At 70.7% G+C, this 17158-nt stretch carries 15 protein-coding genes; 10 read left to right on the top strand and 5 right to left on the bottom strand.

What is annotated here, in order from left to right; genetic code table 11:
• The first annotated feature begins 24 nt into the window (after positions 1-24).
• The 3 genes from K338_RS0110985 to K338_RS0110975 are packed head-to-tail and all read left to right on the top strand — an operon-like array spanning position 25 to position 3444.
• Complete coding sequence (locus tag K338_RS0110985; RefSeq protein WP_022918225.1) at positions 25-1875, top strand: amidohydrolase family protein; 1851 nt, start codon at positions 25-27, stop codon at positions 1873-1875.
• Positions 1872-3086 (top strand): hypothetical protein, encoded by a 1215-nt coding sequence (locus K338_RS0110980; RefSeq protein WP_022918224.1) that lies wholly within the window; start codon positions 1872-1874, stop codon positions 3084-3086. The genes K338_RS0110985 and K338_RS0110980 overlap by 4 nt, the downstream gene beginning before the upstream one ends.
• A gap of 19 nt (positions 3087-3105) precedes the next feature.
• Positions 3106-3444, top strand: a complete 339-nt coding sequence (locus K338_RS0110975; protein ID WP_027286731.1) for a DoxX family protein — start codon at positions 3106-3108, stop codon at positions 3442-3444.
• Between the two features lie 53 nt (positions 3445-3497).
• Here the strand turns inward: K338_RS0110975 and K338_RS24495 are convergent, their stop codons facing one another.
• A complete protein-coding gene (locus K338_RS24495) occupies positions 3498-4124 on the bottom strand; it encodes a TetR/AcrR family transcriptional regulator (protein WP_022918222.1) in 627 nt (208 codons plus the stop codon).
• A gap of 72 nt (positions 4125-4196) precedes the next feature.
• Here K338_RS24495 and K338_RS0110965 point away from each other — a divergent pair, with 72 nt between their 5' ends.
• Entirely contained in the window at positions 4197-4610 is a 414-nt protein-coding gene (locus K338_RS0110965) for a hypothetical protein (protein ID WP_022918221.1), read from the top strand.
• On the top strand, positions 4607-6190 hold the full coding sequence (locus tag K338_RS0110960) for a multicopper oxidase family protein (RefSeq protein WP_051154772.1): 1584 nt from the start codon (positions 4607-4609) through the stop codon (positions 6188-6190). Before K338_RS0110965 ends, K338_RS0110960 begins: the two co-directional genes overlap by 4 nt.
• Here K338_RS0110960 and K338_RS22025 read toward each other — a convergent pair.
• A complete protein-coding gene (locus K338_RS22025) occupies positions 6183-7634 on the bottom strand; it encodes an MDR family MFS transporter (protein ID WP_022918219.1) in 1452 nt (483 codons plus the stop codon). The two genes, K338_RS0110960 and K338_RS22025, sit on opposite strands and share 8 nt — an antisense overlap.
• Before the next feature lie 84 nt (positions 7635-7718).
• On the opposite strand from K338_RS22025, the gene K338_RS0110950 reads away from it, so the two are divergent.
• The 3 genes from K338_RS0110950 (at position 7719) to K338_RS0110940 (ending at position 10975) form a co-directional block, all read left to right on the top strand.
• Positions 7719-8336, top strand: coding sequence for a TetR/AcrR family transcriptional regulator (locus K338_RS0110950; RefSeq protein ID WP_022918218.1), 618 nt, complete (start codon positions 7719-7721; stop codon positions 8334-8336).
• 156 nt (positions 8337-8492) lie between these two features.
• Positions 8493-10043 carry a threonine/serine exporter family protein gene (locus K338_RS0110945; RefSeq protein ID WP_245542947.1) on the top strand — a complete coding sequence of 517 codons (1551 nt, stop codon included), beginning with the start codon at positions 8493-8495 and terminating at the stop codon, positions 10041-10043.
• 23 nt (positions 10044-10066) lie between these two features.
• Positions 10067-10975: an aldose 1-epimerase family protein gene (locus K338_RS0110940; RefSeq protein WP_022918216.1), complete on the top strand. Its 909-nt coding sequence runs from the start codon at positions 10067-10069 to the stop codon at positions 10973-10975.
• A gap of 72 nt (positions 10976-11047) precedes the next feature.
• Here the strand turns inward: K338_RS0110940 and K338_RS24490 are convergent, their stop codons facing one another.
• The 3 genes from K338_RS24490 to K338_RS0110925 form a co-directional block, all read right to left on the bottom strand.
• A complete protein-coding gene (locus tag K338_RS24490; RefSeq protein ID WP_022918215.1) occupies positions 11048-12262 on the bottom strand; it encodes a peptidoglycan DD-metalloendopeptidase family protein in 1215 nt (404 codons plus the stop codon).
• 295 nt (positions 12263-12557) lie between these two features.
• Positions 12558-13598, bottom strand: coding sequence for a hemolysin family protein (locus tag K338_RS0110930; RefSeq protein ID WP_022918214.1), 1041 nt, complete (start codon positions 13596-13598; stop codon positions 12558-12560).
• Entirely contained in the window at positions 13595-14917 is a 1323-nt protein-coding gene (locus tag K338_RS0110925; protein WP_022918213.1) for a hemolysin family protein, read from the bottom strand. The genes K338_RS0110930 and K338_RS0110925 overlap by 4 nt, the downstream gene beginning before the upstream one ends.
• A gap of 138 nt (positions 14918-15055) precedes the next feature.
• Here K338_RS0110925 and K338_RS0110920 point away from each other — a divergent pair, with 138 nt between their 5' ends.
• Positions 15056-15769 carry a response regulator transcription factor gene (locus K338_RS0110920; RefSeq protein ID WP_022918212.1) on the top strand — a complete coding sequence of 238 codons (714 nt, stop codon included), beginning with the start codon at positions 15056-15058 and terminating at the stop codon, positions 15767-15769.
• A gap of 4 nt (positions 15770-15773) precedes the next feature.
• Positions 15774-16901, top strand: coding sequence for a HAMP domain-containing sensor histidine kinase (locus K338_RS0110915; protein ID WP_022918211.1), 1128 nt, complete (start codon positions 15774-15776; stop codon positions 16899-16901).
• The last annotated feature ends 257 nt before the right edge of the window (positions 16902-17158 follow it).

Genomic DNA, 17158 nt, shown 5'->3' with positions numbered 1-17158 from the left:
CTACCTAGATGAGGAGCTCGACACGTGGCACCGCACGACCCTGGAGGAGCGCTCCTCATCCGCAGCGCACACGTCGTCACCGGTGACGGCCGCGAGATCCACGACGCCGACGTCCTGGTCCGGGACGGACGTATCCACACGGTCACCGAGGAGCGCCTGACGGCCCAGGATGCGACAGTCGTCGAGGGCGAGGGCAAGACGGTCGTCCCGGGGCTGGTCGACGCCCACGTCCACCTGGACTTCCTCTCCGTGCGCGGCCCCTTCCGCAGCTGGCTGCAGACCCGGCGCACGCTGCCGCGCGCGCTGGGCCGCCTCGCCCGCAACGGCGTGACAACGATCCGGTGCATGGCCGATCCGCTGACCCCCGTCACCCGGCTGCGCCGAAAGGTGGAGCAAGGACGCATCACCAGCCCGAGCATCGTCACGGCCGGACCTGCCCTCACCGCTGTCGGCGGGCACCCCGACGTCACGCTCGCGAAGGACAACAGATGGCTGCGTCGACAGATCGCACGGACCGTGGACGATGCTGCCGACGCCCGGGCTGCGGTCCGGGACCTGCACCGCAAGGGTGCCGACCTGATCAAGGTGGTCTACCAGGGCGGTCTGTACGGCCCGGACCGTGTCCTGCTGCACCAGCTGTCCCGCGAGATCGTGCGGGCCATCGTCGACGAAGCACGTCACCGGAACCTCCCGGTCAGCGCACACACCCACTACCAGGACGACGTGGCCGACCTGCTCGAGCTGGGCATCGACAGCATCGAGCACGGGGTGATCGAGCACGAGATCCAGGGCGACGACGCGCTCCGGGCATGGGCGCACGCCGGCAGCTGGCTGGTGCCGACGCTGACCATCGCCGCCGTGTTCCCGAACCCCGACGGCACCCTGTACATCGACACTGCTCGCCGGAACCTCACCCGCGCGTACCAGGCCGGCGTGCGGATCGCCGCCGGGACAGACAGCATGATCGGCGCGATGCCCGCGAGCTCGCTGCACGACGAGCTTCGCCGGATGGTCGAGGCCGGGATGAGCGAGGCCGCTGCGATCCAGGCCGCCACCGCCGACGCCGCCGAGCTCCTCCGGCAGCCCGACCGCGGTGTGGTCGAGCCGGGACGCAGAGCCGATCTGGTGCTCCTTCGCTCGGACCCGCTGGTGCAGATCGAGAACCTCGCCGACATCGACCTGGTCGTGCAAGACGGCACGATCATCTACCGGGCGCCTGCGCCCCCGCGCGCGCCTGCGCTGGCTACCTACACCTGCCCGAGCCCACCGGTGCTGGAGTACCTCGACCGGACGAGAGGCGCTGTCCCGCACGAAGCACTTCTGCGCTACGACCGCAGCCGCTTCGTCCAGGAAGGCATCCGTACCCTCACCTACCACGACCCACGCACCGGGCAGACTCTGCGGTCCGAGACCGTTCGCTCCGGCCCGGACCTGGTCACCCGGGAGTGGCGGTGTGAGATCCCGGCCGAGCAGACCACCCTGCACGCCGTCGCGCAGGGGCACACCATCACGCTGACGGGAGTGCTCGGCGGCGAGCCAGTCAGCCGTAGCCACCCGCTGCGCGGCCGGACGTGGCTACAGCTCCTGCTCTACGACCCGGCCACCTTCATCACCTCCGACGAGGCCCAGCTCACCCTGGTGGCGATCGGCGCGAGCGGCCGCGGCGCACTCCAGCTCACCGACTTCGAGCTCACCAAGAAGGTGACCACGACCGGTCCAGGTGGCCGCACGGTCGAAGCCGAGCTCGTCATGCCCCAGTGGCGCCGCTTCTGGGGCGCACGCATCATCTTCGACGCCCACACCGGCGACCCGGTCCGACAGCAGGTCCGTGGCAGGAAGAACCAGACCATCGAGCGAACAGGAGGCACCCGGTGATCACCTTGCCGCCCCGGCCATGGCTCGTCGCCGGCACCCTGTCCGTCGCCGCGACGGCGGTCGGCGTCCTCTGGCTGCTCCGACCAGAGGCGTATCCCTACGGACCGCACGCCACCGTACGGACCGGGCTCAATGCGCTCCTGCCTGCCTCTGCCGGCGCGGTGGCCCTGCTTGTACTCGGCGCGCTCGGGATCGCTCTGCTGCTGTGGAAGTGGGCGGGGGGCCGGGCCGCCATCGGCGCCGCGCTCCTGGCCGCCGGCTTCGCCATCGTGCTCGGCGACACCAGCCTGTTCTCCTCGCTCGGCTACTTCGTCGGCCTCCTCCTGCCCTTCGTCGCCCTGACGCTGCTGGTGGTCCTGACCAAGGCCCGCCCACGGACCGGGGCACCGGTGCTGCTGCTCGCCGTCGTGGGCACGGTCGTCCTCTGGGCGTCCGGGCAGCTGTCCAGCCTGCTCACCCTCTACGGCACGTATGTCACGAACACGATCGGCAGCCTCGGGCACTACCTGTCCCCGATCGCATGGTCGTGGGCCATGGCGGCGACCGCCGCCTGCTGGTGCTGGGCGGCCGTGGCGGAGCTGCGGGAAGCGTTGAGGCAGCGAGCCGCGTGGACGAGGCCACCGCAGCTGGTGCGTTGGGCGCGTCCGGTGACCATCGTCGCTGCGCTCGGCGCCGCCCCCTACGATCTGCTCCGCCTGACGTGGCTCACGCCCTGGCCGATGGGCGGCGGCAACGCGGAGATCTTCATCGACGAGCTCGACGCCACCACCCGCATCACCGGCGCCCTGTTCGTGCTGCCCTGCGCCGCGTCGGTGCTCCTGGTCCTCGGGCTGATCTGCGAGTGGGGCAGGGTGTTTCCTTCCTGGCTGCCGGTGGTCGGCGGCGCGCGAGTACCGGTCCGGCTGGTCACCACAGTGGGGGCGGCGGTCGCTGCTGCGATCACCATGTCCGCACCCGGGATGCTGCTCATGCCGTTCATCCACGGGGACGGTCTGGCCACGGCACTCCTGTGGCAGCTCGTCTTCCCGTTCTACCTGTGGGGTCCGGCGTTGGCGGCGGCAGTGCTGGGGTACTGGCTCCGAAGCACGAACGTCGATGGCGTGGCACCTGCGGTCAGCACGCCACCCGGTCCCAGGCCCGCAGCACGTCCTGCGGACGCTCTGGCCACGGGGCACACCGCGGGGACGACCGACGATGCGCTCGAACGCTGAGGAGACCCATGCTCACCCTGTGTGGCCCGTGATCGCCTTGGCTCTCCTCACTGCCATCGACGCCGTCCTGTGCCTCAAGCCCGCCGCCTTCATCGCCGCCTGCTTCGAAGCCGTCCGGTGGCCGCGCCGGCTGTGGTGGACGATGCCGATCATCAAGCTCGCCGCCGTGGCCGGGCTCGTCGCGGGGATCTGGGTCCCCTACCTCGGCGCGACGACGTCCCTGGCGCTGGTGCTGTACTTCCTCCTGGCCGTGGCAGCACATCTGCGCGCCCACGACCTCGGCCGGAACCTCTTCGTGAACGCCTCCGGCATGCTCCTCGTCTGTATCGCCGTCAGCGTGTTCTGCTTCCTCCGGTGACCGGTGTGCTCGCCCGCTCGTTCCAGCTGCCTGCGCGCCGATCGCGGCGATGGTCATCCGCCGTGCGGGGACACAGCGCGCTGCAGGCCGTCGATGAGTGCGCGCAGGCCCAGACGGAAGTGCCCATCGGGCTGGAGCTCTGCGGCAGCCGCTGCGAGCACGGTGAAGCCGGTCGAGCCGGGTTCGGGGGCGCGGCTGCGGTGGGACGCGGTCAGATCGGCGCTCCTGGCGATGGTGTGGCCGATCACGTACTCGTTGACACACAGCGCGACCTGGAGCGCCGAGCCACTGGGCACCCCCTCGTCGGCCATCTTCAGCAACATGCGCACACCCCACTGGGTGACCTCCTGGGAGCGGACCGGCCGCGTGCCGTAGAGCGGAAGGGCGTTCGGGTGCGCCAGCAGGGCGTCGTGCAAGGCAGTGCCGTAGGCATACAGGAGATCTGGCCAGGCAGCGTCCCACGGCAGGCCGTCGACCGGCACGCCACGGAACAACTCCACCGCGACCTCGTCGAACAGGTCCTCCTGGTCCTCGAACCGTCGGTAGATCGTCATCGGATCGGTACCCAGCCGCGATCCGAGCCTGCGCATGGAGAACGCGGCCAGCCCGTCTGCGTCGATCAGCTCAACGGCAGCACGAGCGATGTCGCGCCGGGTCAGCGCGGTCCGTCGTCGTGGCATCGGGGCCATCCTCCCACCTACACCCTCTCGCTACAGTGTAGACGAAATATGTCTACACTGTAGACTCGTCCGATGGAGTCTTCGCCATCGACGCGCCTGCGCCGGTACTCGACCTGGTTGTGGGCGCTCCGCGTCGCGGTGACCGTGGCGGCGGTCGCCTACCTGTTCCAGGCCGTCTCAGCCGGGCAGTTCCTCGCCGGGGACTACGCCTTCTTGCGCCTGCACCAGCTGGGTACGACGACCGCTGACCTGCTGATGGTCCTCGCCCTGGTCTCGGCTGCGGGCCTGAAGTGGATCGCCCGTGGCCCCCGTGCACCGTTTCTGATCACCCTCGCCGCGATGCTCGTCTCGCAGGCGCAGGCGGCGACCGGTGCGGGCCGGATCCTCTGGCTGCACGTGCCGCTCGGGGTCGCGCTGATCGGTCTGGTGTGGGCGCTGGCCTGGGGTACGTGGACCTCTGCCGCGTGGCGAGAGGTGCCCCGATGAGCGCGACGCCACCAGAGCGGGGCCGGTGCGGGGTCAGCCGGCGCGGACTGCTCGCAGGCGGAGCGGCAGTCCTTGCCGCGGGTGTGGTCGGGACACCCGTCCTGGCGGGCTGGCGAGGGCAGAGCTCTACCGGGACCGTGCTGGCGAGCCGCATCCCGCTACCCGAGCCGTTCGGTTGGCCGCTCACCATCCCGCCGGTGCTCGCGCCGGTCCGGTCGAGCGCGAACGCCGACCACTTCGAGCTCGTGCAGCAGGTCAGCCGCGCTGAGCTCGTTCCCGGATGGCGCAGCGAGGTCTGGACCTACGGTGGCAGCTTCCCCGGCCCGACGATCCGCTCCCGGCGGGGTCGACAGGTGCTCGTGACACATCGCAACGAGCTGCCCGTACCTGTGGCGGTTCATCTGCACGGCGGTGTCACCCCACCCGAGCACGACGGCTACCCGACGGACCTCATCCTGCCCGACGAGCCCTGGGAGGACCGCGGGCCCGGTCACCACGACGGGGACGTGACCGTCGGCACCCGGGTCTATGAGTATCCGAACGACCAGCGCGCGGCGACCCTCTGGTACCACGACCACCGGATGGACTTCACCGCGCCTGCCGTCTGGAAGGGGCTGGCCGGTCTGCATCTCGTCACCGATGACGAGGAATCATCCCTCGACCTCCCGGACGGGGACCGGGACATCCCGCTGGTGATCGTGGACCGCACCTTCGACGCACGCGGACAGCTCTTCTACCCGAGCCTCGACCCCACGCTCACGCACACACCAGGTGTGACACCGCCGTATGAAGGTGGGGTGCTCGGCGACGTCATCTTGGTCAACGGGCGCAGCTGGCCGCGCCACGAGGTGGACACGGCGTTGTACCGGTTACGCATCCTGAACGCCTCCAACGCGCGGCGCTACCAGCTTCGCTTCGAGGTCGAGGGCGGCACCGACCTGCCGATCGTCCAGATCGGCTCCGACCAGGGTCTTCTGCCCGCACCGATCATGCACGACCACCTCACCCTCGCCTCCGCCGAACGGTTCGACGTGCTCGTCGACTTCCGCGATCTCACCGTCGGCAGCCGGGTCCGGGTGGTCAACGACCTCGGCGACGGACAGACCCGTCTGGTGATGCGTTTCGATGTCACCGGTTCGACCCGCGACGACCGTTCGGTCCCGGACACGCTCAGCCCGTCCTTCGAACGTCTCCGCGAGGCGGATGCCACCACGGTACGCTCCATGGTGTTCCGCTCTCAGAGCATCGGCGACCAGCACGGCTGGGTGACCAACGGTGAACCATTCAGTCCCGATGTGACACAGGCGCACATCCCCCTGGGCAGCACCGAGATCTGGGAGCTCACTGCTGACCTGCACCACCCGGTCCATCTCCATCTCGCCCACTTCCAGGTGCTCGGTCGTGGCACCGGCGGGCCCGGCGCCTTCGATCACGGCTGGAAGGACACCATCGACCTGCGCCCGGCTGAACGCGCCCGGATCCTCGCCCGCTTCGATGGCTACCGTGGCAGGTACGTCTTCCACTGCCACAACCTCGAGCACGAGGACATGATGATGATGGCCAACTTCGACGTCATCTGAGCCCTGGAGACGGCGCGGTCGGCCCGGGGTGGGCCGGGTCGACCTGGGCCTGCCCCGACTTCGGGAGGAACAGCCCGGCCAGCGCAGCCGCCATGGTCATGGCCACGGTCCACCAGAACGCGGCGTCGAACCCTGCCGCGGACGCACCGACCGAGGCGTGCGCCGCGAGCAGCACCGCTACCAGGGCCGTGCCGAAGGCGCCGCCAAGCTGTTGCACGATCCGGGTGATCGCCGAGGCGTGCGCCATCTTCTCCTGCTCCAGGTCGACGTAGGCGACCGTCATGATCGGGATGAGCAGGATCCCGTTGCCCAGACCGCGCACGAACAGCACCGCCCCGAGCAGCCACAGGCTCGTACCGGGACCGGCCAGGGCGAACGGCACCGTTGCACCGGCCATGACCAGGGCCCCGGTGACCGCCATTGTCCGGGCACCGAACCGGTCGGTCAGCCGACCGACCACGAGCCGGACGAGTAGCGTGCCCACTCCCTGCGGGATCAGCAGCAGCGCGGCGCCCAACGGGCTGTAGCCGCGCAGCGACTGGAAGAACAGCGGCAGCAGGAAGTTCCCTGCGAACAGCACTCCCCCGGCGAAGGTCAGCGCCACCGTGGCCGTGCGCACCGAGGGCACGCGCAGCAGGCGAAGGTCCACGAGCGACGCCTCGCGCCGGCAGGCCGCCCTGAGCACGAACACCCCCAGCAGCACTGCACCGCCCAGACAGGGCAGCAGCACCTCGGCGCTGGCGAAGCCGGCGGCGCCGTAGGCGTTGGACAGGCCGTAGAGCAGGCCGGCCAGTCCCGGGATCATCAGCGCTGCCCCGCCCACGTCCAACCGGTCGCGGGCTGCACCGGGCGCCGGTGCATCTGTGGCGACGAACCGCACGGCCAGCACCAGGCCGACGATGCCGACCGGGACGTTGATGAGGAACATCCAGCGCCAGTCCAGCCAGCTGAGCACGATCCCGCCGAGCAGCGGACCGAGGATCGGACCCAGCGCGATCGGCAGGCTCGCAGTGGCCATCACCCGGGTGCGCGACTCCGGCACCGTGTGCTGCATCGCCAACGTCTGCAGCAGCGGGAGCATGATGCCCCCGCCCAGCCCCTGCAGCACCCGGAAGGCGACCAGCGCCCCGGCGTTCCAGGCACAGGCCGACAGCGCCGACCCGAGCACGAACAGCCCGAGCGCGAACAGCCACAGCCGCTTGCCGCCGAACCGTCCCTGCGCCCAGCTGACGAACGGGATCGCCACCGCCAGCGCGAGCAGGTAACCGGTGCTCACCCACTGGATCGTCGAGATCGGGGCGTGCAGTGCCGTGGTGAGGGTGTGCAGCCCGATCGCCACGATCGTGGTGTCCAGGATGGCGGTGCTACCACCGACGATCAGTGCAGCCAGCAACCTGCCCGTCGACTGGGCGGAGGCCGGCGGTGCGATCTGCGACTCGGTCATCTTCTCCTCCAATAGTGAACGCCTCCGTTCTCTACAGTAGGTCCGCTACAATAGAGAACGCAAGCGTTCCTAACGAGGAGGGGCATGACCAGCATCCGACGACGCGGCCCGGCGCTGGAGACAGCGATCCTGTCTGCCGGGTGGGAGCAGCTGCGCGAGGCCGGCTACGGCGGCTTCACCTTCGAAGCGATCGCCGAGCGTGCCCAGACCGGCAAGGCCGCCCTGTACCGACGCTGGCCGGACAAGGAGTCGCTGCTGCGCGCTGTGCTCACCCACTCCTACCTCGGGGCACCGCGCGAGGTTCCGGACACCGGTGAGCTGCGCGGCGACGTGCTCGCCCTGCTGCGCTCAGCCAACCGGCTCGGCGACGACGCGCCGGCCGTGCTCAGCACGGTCTTCGGGTCCTTGTTCGACGACACCGGCGCCACCCCGGCCCAGCTGCGCACCCGCCTGCTCGGCGACCGCGAGCTGGCCATGCCTCGCATCGTCGAGCGCGCTGTGTACCGGGGCGAGATCTCCACGCTGCCACCGGCCCGAGTGGTGAACCTGCCCTTCGACCTGTTCCGACACGAGCTGATCATGAACCTCGGCACCGTGCCGGACCAGGCCATCGTGGACATCGTGGACACAGTGTTCCTGCCGCTGGTCAGCGGGACGGCCGCGGCTGCGGACCGGTCAGCCGCCAGCCGGGGAACGCGCTGACCTCGGCCGGGTGACGTCGAGCCCCCGCCAGCGCGTTCCCGAGCACAGCAGTTCGTCAGCCGCTGCACCCCTTGGTTATCGTGCTGGTGGCGTGCTGGGCGACAGGTGTACAACCTCGCCTGTGCACACGGTGACCACCAGCCCACGAGCGAGGACATGAGCGTGACCGAGGACTCCTCCGCACCCGCGATGGCCCACGACCTGGACCACGATCCCCTGGACCCGGGCGACACCGCCGAGCTGCCCGAGCAGTCCGCTGCGCACGAGCCAGCCGATCCGCTCGACGCGGACGACTCGGTGGGGCTGCTGCGGTCCTGGCAGCTGCGGGCCGGGGCGATCATGCGCGCAGTCCGGGAGCCCACCCAGCGGATCATGGTGACCGACCCGGACGAGGAGATCTCCCAGCGGCACGCCCGCAGCGTGATCGACCTGTGCCTGCGCACCGGCGAGGCGATGCTCGCCGCCGGCGCCTCCGCCGCGGACGTCGTGGCCACTGTGCTCCGACTCAGCGAGACCTACGAGCTGGCCGGTATGCAGGTGGACATCACGTTCACCTCGATCACTGTCTCCGTGCGCCGCGGCCTGGACGAGGACCCGATCTCCGTGATGCGGGTGGTCAAGGCGCGCACCACCGACTACACCCGGATCCAGGGGGTGTACAAGCTCATCGCCGAGCTCACCAACGCGACCGAACCGGTGGACATCGCCGAAGCGCGCCACCGCCTACGCCGCATCCTCACCCAACCGCACCCCTACCGACGCTGGGTGGTCACCCTCGGCAAGGCCATCCTCGCCGGCGGGGTGGTGGTGATGTACGACGCGAGCTTCGTGCTCATCCTGGTCGCCGCCCTCGCCGCGGTGGCGGTGGACCTGATCACCCGGCTGATGGACCGGTGGGGCATCGCCACCTTCTTCACCCAGATGGGCGCGGCCGCCGTCACCACTGGGATCGCCACGGTGATGTACTGGCTGCAGTCCCAGGGCATCGAGCTCCCCGGCGCGAACCGGCCCACCGTGATCGTGATCTCCGGCATCATCATGCTGCTCTCCGGGATCGGCCTCACCTCGGCCGCACGGGATGCGATCGACGGGTACTATGTGACCGCCTCGGCCCGCATGCTCGAGGTGATCATGCTCACCCTCGCCCTGGCCGTGGGCATCTCCGCCACCCTCGGCCTCGTGCTGAAGATCGGTGTCCCGATCCAGGTGGGCACCTCCCTGGGGCCGGACGGCGGACTGGCGGCGGGCACCCTCGGCTCCGCCCTGATCGGTATCGGTTTCGCACTCACCTCCTACATCCGGCTGCGGATGGTCCCGCTGCTGGCGATCGTGGCCGGTCTCGTCTTCGCCGCCTACTACCTGCTCCGCCCGATCACCGACCAGCCGGGGCTGGTCCCCGGGATGGCTGGCGTCGTCGCCGGCGTGCTGGGCTACCTCACCTACCGGTGGTTCAAGGTGCCCGAAGCGGCGATGACCATGGCCGGTCTGATCGGCCTGATCCCCGGGCTGGCCGTCTACCGGGCGCTGTACGCGCTGATGGGCACCGAGTACGGGGTGATCCAGGCGCTGCCTGCGCTCGTGCTCGCCTTCGCCACCGGTCTGGGGCTGGCCGCCGGCTCGACCATCGGCGGATACCTCGCCCGCCGCTTTTTCGGTCAGGACCGCGCCTCTCAGAAGGCCTCCCGGCGCACCCAGGAAGCCACCTGACCGAGGCGATAGGCTCACTGGCTGTGAACCCACTGACCGGCCAACAGTTCGAGATCCGCCACGGCAGCTCCTACGCCGTCATCACCGAGGTGGGCGCGCACCTGCGCCTGTTCCAGACCGACGCACGTGACGTCGTCGTACCGTTCGCCGAGGACGAGCTGCCACCGGCGTCCAACGGCGCTGTGCTCGCGCCCTGGCCGAACCGGCTCCGGGACGGGCAGTACCACTTCGACGGCACCGACTACCAGGTGCCGCTGACCGAGCCCGCCCGGCGGACGGCACTGCACGGGCTGGTGAGCTGGTTGCGTTGGGGGGTGCGCTCGCACACCGCCTCGGCCGTAGAGCTAGCCGTCGACCTGCCACCCACGCCCGGCTACCCGTTCCCGCTGACCGTCTCCACCCGCTACGAGCTGAGCCAGGCCGGTCTGGAGGTGACCACCACCGGCACGAACACCGGCCAGACCGACGCACCCTACGGCGTCGGCTTCCACCCCTGGCTCTCCCCCGGCCCCGGCGCACTGGACGATGCCGAGCTGGAGCTGGACGTGGCCCGCTGGGTCACCACCGACGAGCGGCTGCTACCCACCGGCGCAGAGGAGCTGCCGCAACAGTTCGACTTCCGCGCCCGCCGCGCCCTGGGCAGCACCGACCTGGACGATGCGTTCCTCGACCCCGCCTTCGACGCCGACGGCCGCTCTTGGCTCCGCCTGCACGGCAGCGACGGGCGCACAGTCGAGGTGTGGATGGACTCCTCGCTGCGCGCCTGGCAGCTGTGCACCGGGGACCACGTCAGCGCCCCGGCCGCCCAGCGCACCGGGCTGGCCGCCGAGCCGATGAGCTGCATCGCGGACGCCTTCCGCACCGGCGACGACCTGGTGCGCCTGTCCCCCGGCGACCGGTACACCGTGCACTGGGGGCTACGGCTGCGCTGAGGGCCTCGGCACCGTCGGCGGCAGGTGTGCCGCCGCGGCGTGCGGCGACGGTTCAGGGGCGCCTGCGGGCGGTCAGCCCTGCGTGCAGCGCAGCGTCTCGCTGTCCAACGGCACCGCGTTCTCGGCGAGCCAGCTCTCCGGGTCGACCGTGGTCAGGTCCTGGTCCAGGTGCACCTCGAAGTGCAGGTGCGGTCCGGTGGAGTTGCCGTAGGAACCGACGGCGCCGATCACGTCGCCCGCGTTGACCTGCTGCCCCTCGGAGACGTACACCCCGTCCGGGTACATGTGCACGTACCAGGTCCAGAAGAGCTGCCCGTCCACCTCGTGCTCGATGATCACCAGCATGCTGGAACGCCCGTCCATCCCGGCACCGGCGTGCACCACTGTGCCCTCGGCCGCGGCGTGGATCGGGGTGCCGGCGGCAGCGGCCATGTCCAACCCGGTGTGCTCGCCATAGCCGCCGAAGATCGGGTGGCTGCGCAGCCCGTACCGGGAGGTGTAGTGGAAGGACCCCTCGGCCAGCGGCATGACGATCTCCGGCGGGGCCATCTCCACCTCGCTGGCGAGCACCCCGTTGGCCTCCATCGCCCCGGCCCCGCAGGTGGTGGTGTCGCGGTCGTTGCTGCGGCTGGTGGCGACCATCGACCGCAACGAGGCCAGCGGGTCGGCCGCCAGCGCCGCCGAGGTGTCCGAGGACAGCTGCGTGCCGCCGGCGGAGAACACCTCCAGCGCGCTGGTCGCACCGAGGGGGGCGCCGGTGGACTCGTCACTGGAGGAGCCGGGCAGTGCGGCACCGGTCAACGGCACCACTGTGGTGACCGCAGCGAGGGCGCCGAGCACCGCCAGCCGCGGGAGCCACCGACGGGCCGGAGCCTTCTGCACCGGCTTGCGCCGCTCCTGCTTCGGCTGGTCAGCCGCACGGGCCGCGACCTGCTCCGGCAGCACCGGCTCGTCGCCGGTCGCGCCCGGGTGCTGCAGTGCGTCGGGCGGCGCACCAGCACTGCCCGGGCTGCCCGCTCCGGCATCGCGTTCGACAGCGGCGGACCGTGCCCGGCGGCGGGCTCCTTCGGCACGTTCTCGCTCGCGGATCTGGCGTCGGGTGAGCGGGGCCGGGGCGTCCGACGGCGCAGCCTCTCCCGCCGAGGTCGCACTCACCGGGGTTCCGGTGGTGCTGGCGGAGCCGGCCGGTGGGGTCGGGGTGGCAGCGGTCTGCGCAGCGCGGGCCGCTGCACGGAGCTGGCGACGGGTCACGTAGCCGTCAGCGGACCACTCACGCTGCGTACTCACACAACCTCCGGGCACAACAAACAGGGCAGGGCAAAGGGACGTTCACACGGGTACTGCACGGGGAAGGTTCCGCATCAGGCCGCCACGCAGCGGTAGACGACCGAGCAGATTACGGAATCATAACGGACCGCCAGCAGTGGATCCACCACCGCAGAGGCCGAGACGACGGCATCGCGGGAGGCACCACCCGCATCTTTCACGACATCCTCACATCCCGAGGGTAGAGACCGGCAGTTCCGCCTACCGGACCGGCGACATCCAGGTGCGGGACCTGCCGGGCCGGCGGGCTGCGCCGTCACCGGCTGCGCTGCATCGAGTCGCGCACCTCACCGACCAGCTCCTCGAGGATGTCCTCCAGGAACACCACCCCCAAAGACTCTCCCGCCGGCCCCTTCACCCCGGCCACGTGCGCACCGGTGCGCTGCATCGCCCCGAGCACCGTCTCGATCTCGTCATCGACGCGGGCCACTGCGAGCGGGCGCACCCGCCACGGCGGGACCGGCGCCTGCCGCTGCTCGTCGGTCTCGGCGTACAGCACGTCCTTGACGTGCAGATAGCCCACGATGGTCACGCCCTCCATCACCGGGAACCGGGAGAAGCCGGTGCGCGCCACCGCATGCTCCACATCCGCCGGGGTGCACCCGATCGGCAGCGTGGTCAGCGCAGTGCCGGAGACCATCACGCTGCCGGCGTCGGAGGTGGAGAACTCGATCGCCCCGGTGAGCAGACCCAGCTCGTCCTGCAGCAGCCCCTCAGCGCGGGAGCGTTCCACGATCGCGGCGACCTCTTCGGCGGTGAAGGTGGAGGTGACCTCGTCCTTCGGCTCGATCCCCACCAGCCGCAGCAGCAGGTTGGCCACCCAGTTCAAGAACCGGATCACCGGGGAGACTGCACGGGACACCCACACCAGCGGTGGTCCGAACCACATCGCGGCGCTGCCCGGAGCGGCGACGGCCAAGTTCTTCGGCACCATCTCGCCGAGCACCACGTGCAGGTAGACCACGATCGCCAGCGCGATCACCAGCGCGACGGCGTGACTAGCTGCAGCAGGCAGCCCGAGCGCGCCCAGGGGCACCTGGAGCAGGTGCGCGATCGCGGGCTCGGCCACCGCCCCCAGGCCCACCGAGCAGATGGTCACCCCGAGCTGGGCGCAGGCGAGCATCAAGGACACGTGCTCCAGCGCCCAGAGCACGGTCTTGGCGGACCGGGACCCCTCCTCGGCCAACGGCTCGACCTGCGCGCGCCGCACCGACATGATCGCGAACTCGGCACCGACGAAGAACGCGTTGCCCAGCAGCAGCAGCGCGGCCACCAGCAGCGCCATACCCGAGCTCACTGCGCCTCCTCCGGCTCCACGCGCGGCAGCACCCGCACCCGCAACGTGTCCACCCGGCGACCGTCCATGGTCTCCACCCGGAGCAGCACCCCGGGCACCTCGACCTCGTCCCCCACCTGCGGCATCCGGCCGAGCGCGGTCATCACCAGCCCGCCGAGCGTCTCGTAGGCGGCCTCGTCCGGCACCCGCAGACCGGTGCGCAGCACCAGCTCGTCCGGCCGCACGGTGCCGGGCACCAGCCAGGACTCCTCCGGCCCGGCGCGCACGTCCCGACGCCGCCGGTCGTGCTCGTCGGCCACCTCACCGACCAGCTCCTCGACCACGTCCTCCAAGGTCACCACGCCGGAGGTGCCGCCGAACTCGTCCACCACGACCGCCATCTGCAGCCCGTTGCGCAGACTCACCAGCAGCGGCGCCAGCCGGGCGGTCTCGGGCACCTGCGGTGCCTCGTCCATCAGCGCCCCGACGGGCACCTCTGCGCGGCGTTCGTGCGGCACCCCGATCGCCCGGCGCAGCTGCACGATGCCGACCACCTCGTCCGGGGAGTCCTCGATCACCGGGAACCGAGAGTGCCCCGTGCTGCGCGCCAGCGCGACCAGCTCCTCAGCGCTGGCGTCCCGAGCCACCGTCTGCATGCGCATCCGGTCGGTCATCACGTCCAGGGCGGTGAGCTCACCGAAACCGATCGAGCGGGTGAGCAGCAGCGCCGTGGACCGCTCCAGGGTGCCGGCCTTGGCCGAGTGCCGCACCAACGCGGCCAGCTCGGTGGCCGACCGGCCCCCGCCGAGCTCCTCGCGCGGCTGCACCCCGAACAGGTGCAGGATCTTGTTCGCCGACCCGTTCAGCGTGGCGATCATCGGCCGCAGCGCGGTGGTGAACGCGTGCTGTGGCCGGACCACCACCCGAGCCACCCGCATCGGGTCGGAGATCGCCCAGTTCTTCGGCACCAGCTCCCCGAACAGCATGGAGAAGGTGTTCACGATCAGCAGGCTGAGCACGACGGCGATCGCCCCCGTGGCCGCCTGCGCCCACGTGGTCAGCTCCAACCCGCGAGCGAGCAGGTTGGCCAGTGCTGCCTGCATGGTGTACCCGAGCAGCACCGTGGTCAGCGTGATACCGACCTGCGCCCCAGAGAGCTCGGTGGCTAGCTGACGCAGCGCACGTTGCACCAGCTGAGCAGTTCGGTCCTTGCCGTTGGCAGCGCGCTTGTCCACGGCGGCAGGGTCCAGGGCCACGAGGGAGAACTCGGCGGCGACAAAGAGAGCGGTGCCGGCGGTGAGGAGCACGCCGAGGGCAACCAGGAGCCAATCGGTGATCATCGCGCCGGTCTGTACCTCGAGGCGCTGGTATGGCCAGACATGATGGTCGCAAGGGTAACCGCCCTCGCATGCTGTCGACAACGAATCGCACCGGCGAGTGCCACCGGGTCTGGCCTCCGATGTGCCAGGCTTTGCCGCATGAACACCTCGAGCACTGTGGTCCTGGTCGTGGAGGACGAACCGGAGATCGCAACCCAGATCGCCCGCCGGCTGGAGGCCGAGGGCTGGCAGGCGCACACTGTCGGCGACGGTCTGGCGGGGGTGAGCGCTGCGGCCCGCCTGCTTCCCGACCTGATCGTGCTGGACGTGATGCTTCCCGGGATCGACGGGCTGGAGGCGTGCCGGCGGATCCAGGCGGAGGCCACCAGTGCGGGCCGGCACGTGCCGCCGATCATGATGCTCACCGCCCGCGACGACGAGACCGACATGCTGGTGGGTCTGGGCGTGGGCGCCGACGACTACATGACCAAACCGTTCTCGATGCGCGAGCTGCTCGCCCGGCTGAAGGTGCTGCTGCGCCGGGTGGAGCGGTCCCAGGCCGCACCTGCAGGCAGCGGGGAGACGCCGCTGCAGCTGGGTGACCTGACCATCGACAAGGCCGCGCGCCGGGTCCGCCGGGCCGAGGAGGAGGCGCACCTGACCCCCACCGAGTTCGACCTGCTGGTCTGCCTGGCCTCCAGCCCGCGCACCGTCCTCTCCCGGGAGCGGCTGCTCGCGGAGGTGTGGGACTGGGCGGACGCCTCCGGCACCCGCACCGTGGACTCGCACATCAAGGCGCTGCGCCGCAAGCTCGGCTCGGACCTGATCCGCACCGTGCACGGGGTCGGATATGCGCTGGAGCCCACACAATAGCCTGATGAGCACTCCCCCGCGCCCGTTCCGACATGCCCGTACCGAGAGCGGGTGGCAGGAAGCGCGGCACGCGCTCTACCGGGACCTGCGTCCGCTGGATCCGCTGCGCTCGATCAAGATGAAGCTGATCGTGATCATCGGGGCGATGGTCGCGCTGTTCACCTTGGTCACCTGGGCCGGGGACCGGCTCGATGTCGGTGTGCTGCGCACGTTCCCGGTGGCGCTGGTCTGCTCGCTGGTACTCACCCAGATCCTCGCCCGCGGGATGACCCGCCCGCTGCGGGAGATGACCGCGGCCGCCCAGGCGATGGCCCGCGGCGACTACAGCCAGCAGGTGCACACCAACAGCCAGGACGAGGTGGGCGAGCTGGCGGCGGCGTTCAACTCCATGGCCCAGGACCTGGACACGCAGGACACCCAGCGCCGCGAGATGGTCGCGAACGTCTCGCACGAGCTGCGTACCCCGGTCGCCGCGCTGCGGGCGCAGCTGGAGAACCTCGCCGACGGCGTGGTCCCGCCTTCTCCGGAGGCGCTGGAGTCTGCGCTCGGTCAGGTGGAGCGGCTCTCCCGCCTGATCGCCTACCTGCTCGACCTGTCCCGGCTGGAGGCAGGGGCCGCCGACCTGGAGCTCGCCGAGATCGAGGTCGGCCCGTTCCTGGCCGAGGCGGCGACCCAGTCCCGGCACGCGGTCAGCGAGTCCGGTCGGGAGCTGGACTGGGAGGTGAGCACCACACCGGCGGACCTGCGGGTGGTCGCTGACTCCGAGCGGCTGCACCAGGTGGTGGCCAACCTGCTCGGCAACGCTGCCCGGCACTCCCCGGCCGGCGGCAAGATCTATCTGGGTGGCCGGTACGAGTCGGTGCCCGACACTGTGGTGATCGAGGTGCAGGACGAGGGACCGGGGATCCCGGTGCAGGACCGGCAGAAGGTGTTCGAGCGGTTCGAACGCGGCAACGCCCCCGGTCAGCACGGTGGCCAGTCCACCGGTGGCACCGGGCTGGGCCTGGCGATCGCGCGCTGGGCGGTGAGCCTGCACGGCGGCACGATCGAGGTGGTCGACCCCACCCATGGCACCGGCGCGATGATCCGCGTCACGCTGCCCGCCCGCGGACCGGCCGCGGGCGACCGCTGACCACCCGCACCGCTGCCTGCCACCCCCGCACCGCTGCCTGCCATCCATCGGAGGTACACGCGGCGGACTGGGGTGGTGCGCACCGACCTCAGACCGCCGCACGTGCCTCGGACTCCGGAGGAAGGTCGCTGCTCGCCCCTGCGCGTGCGGTGGGAGCACACCCGCGGCACATGCTCCACAGCGGCGCTGCTGACCGGCTGTTTGCCCAGGCTTGAACCGGTGCGCCCCGCAGTGCCTCCTTGACCACACCGATCACT

This window comes from Ruania albidiflava DSM 18029 (genome assembly GCF_000421225.1).
In the GTDB taxonomy this organism is placed as follows: domain Bacteria; phylum Actinomycetota; class Actinomycetes; order Actinomycetales; family Beutenbergiaceae; genus Ruania; species Ruania albidiflava.
The sequence above is the reverse complement of the archived record's forward strand: the minus strand, read 5'-3'. Positions and strand labels throughout refer to the sequence as shown.

What these genes read in the sequence shown, in the direction of transcription:
- K338_RS0110915 (WP_022918211.1), top strand. Translation starts at nt 15,774, where the DNA reads ATGAGCACTCCCCCGCGCCCGTTCCGACATGCCCGTACCGAGAGCGGG.
- K338_RS22025 (WP_022918219.1), bottom strand. Translation starts at nt 7,634, where the DNA reads ATGACCGAGTCGCAGATCGCACCGCCGGCCTCCGCCCAGTCGACGGGC.
- K338_RS0110960 (WP_051154772.1), top strand. Translation starts at nt 4,607, where the DNA reads ATGAGCGCGACGCCACCAGAGCGGGGCCGGTGCGGGGTCAGCCGGCGC.
- K338_RS24495 (WP_022918222.1), bottom strand. Translation starts at nt 4,124, where the DNA reads ATGCCACGACGACGGACCGCGCTGACCCGGCGCGACATCGCTCGTGCT.
- K338_RS0110945 (WP_245542947.1), top strand. Translation starts at nt 8,493, where the DNA reads ATGAGCGTGACCGAGGACTCCTCCGCACCCGCGATGGCCCACGACCTG.
- K338_RS0110965 (WP_022918221.1), top strand. Translation starts at nt 4,197, where the DNA reads ATGGAGTCTTCGCCATCGACGCGCCTGCGCCGGTACTCGACCTGGTTG.
- K338_RS0110950 (WP_022918218.1), top strand. Translation starts at nt 7,719, where the DNA reads ATGACCAGCATCCGACGACGCGGCCCGGCGCTGGAGACAGCGATCCTG.
- K338_RS0110920 (WP_022918212.1), top strand. Translation starts at nt 15,056, where the DNA reads ATGAACACCTCGAGCACTGTGGTCCTGGTCGTGGAGGACGAACCGGAG.
- K338_RS0110925 (WP_022918213.1), bottom strand. Translation starts at nt 14,917, where the DNA reads ATGATCACCGATTGGCTCCTGGTTGCCCTCGGCGTGCTCCTCACCGCC.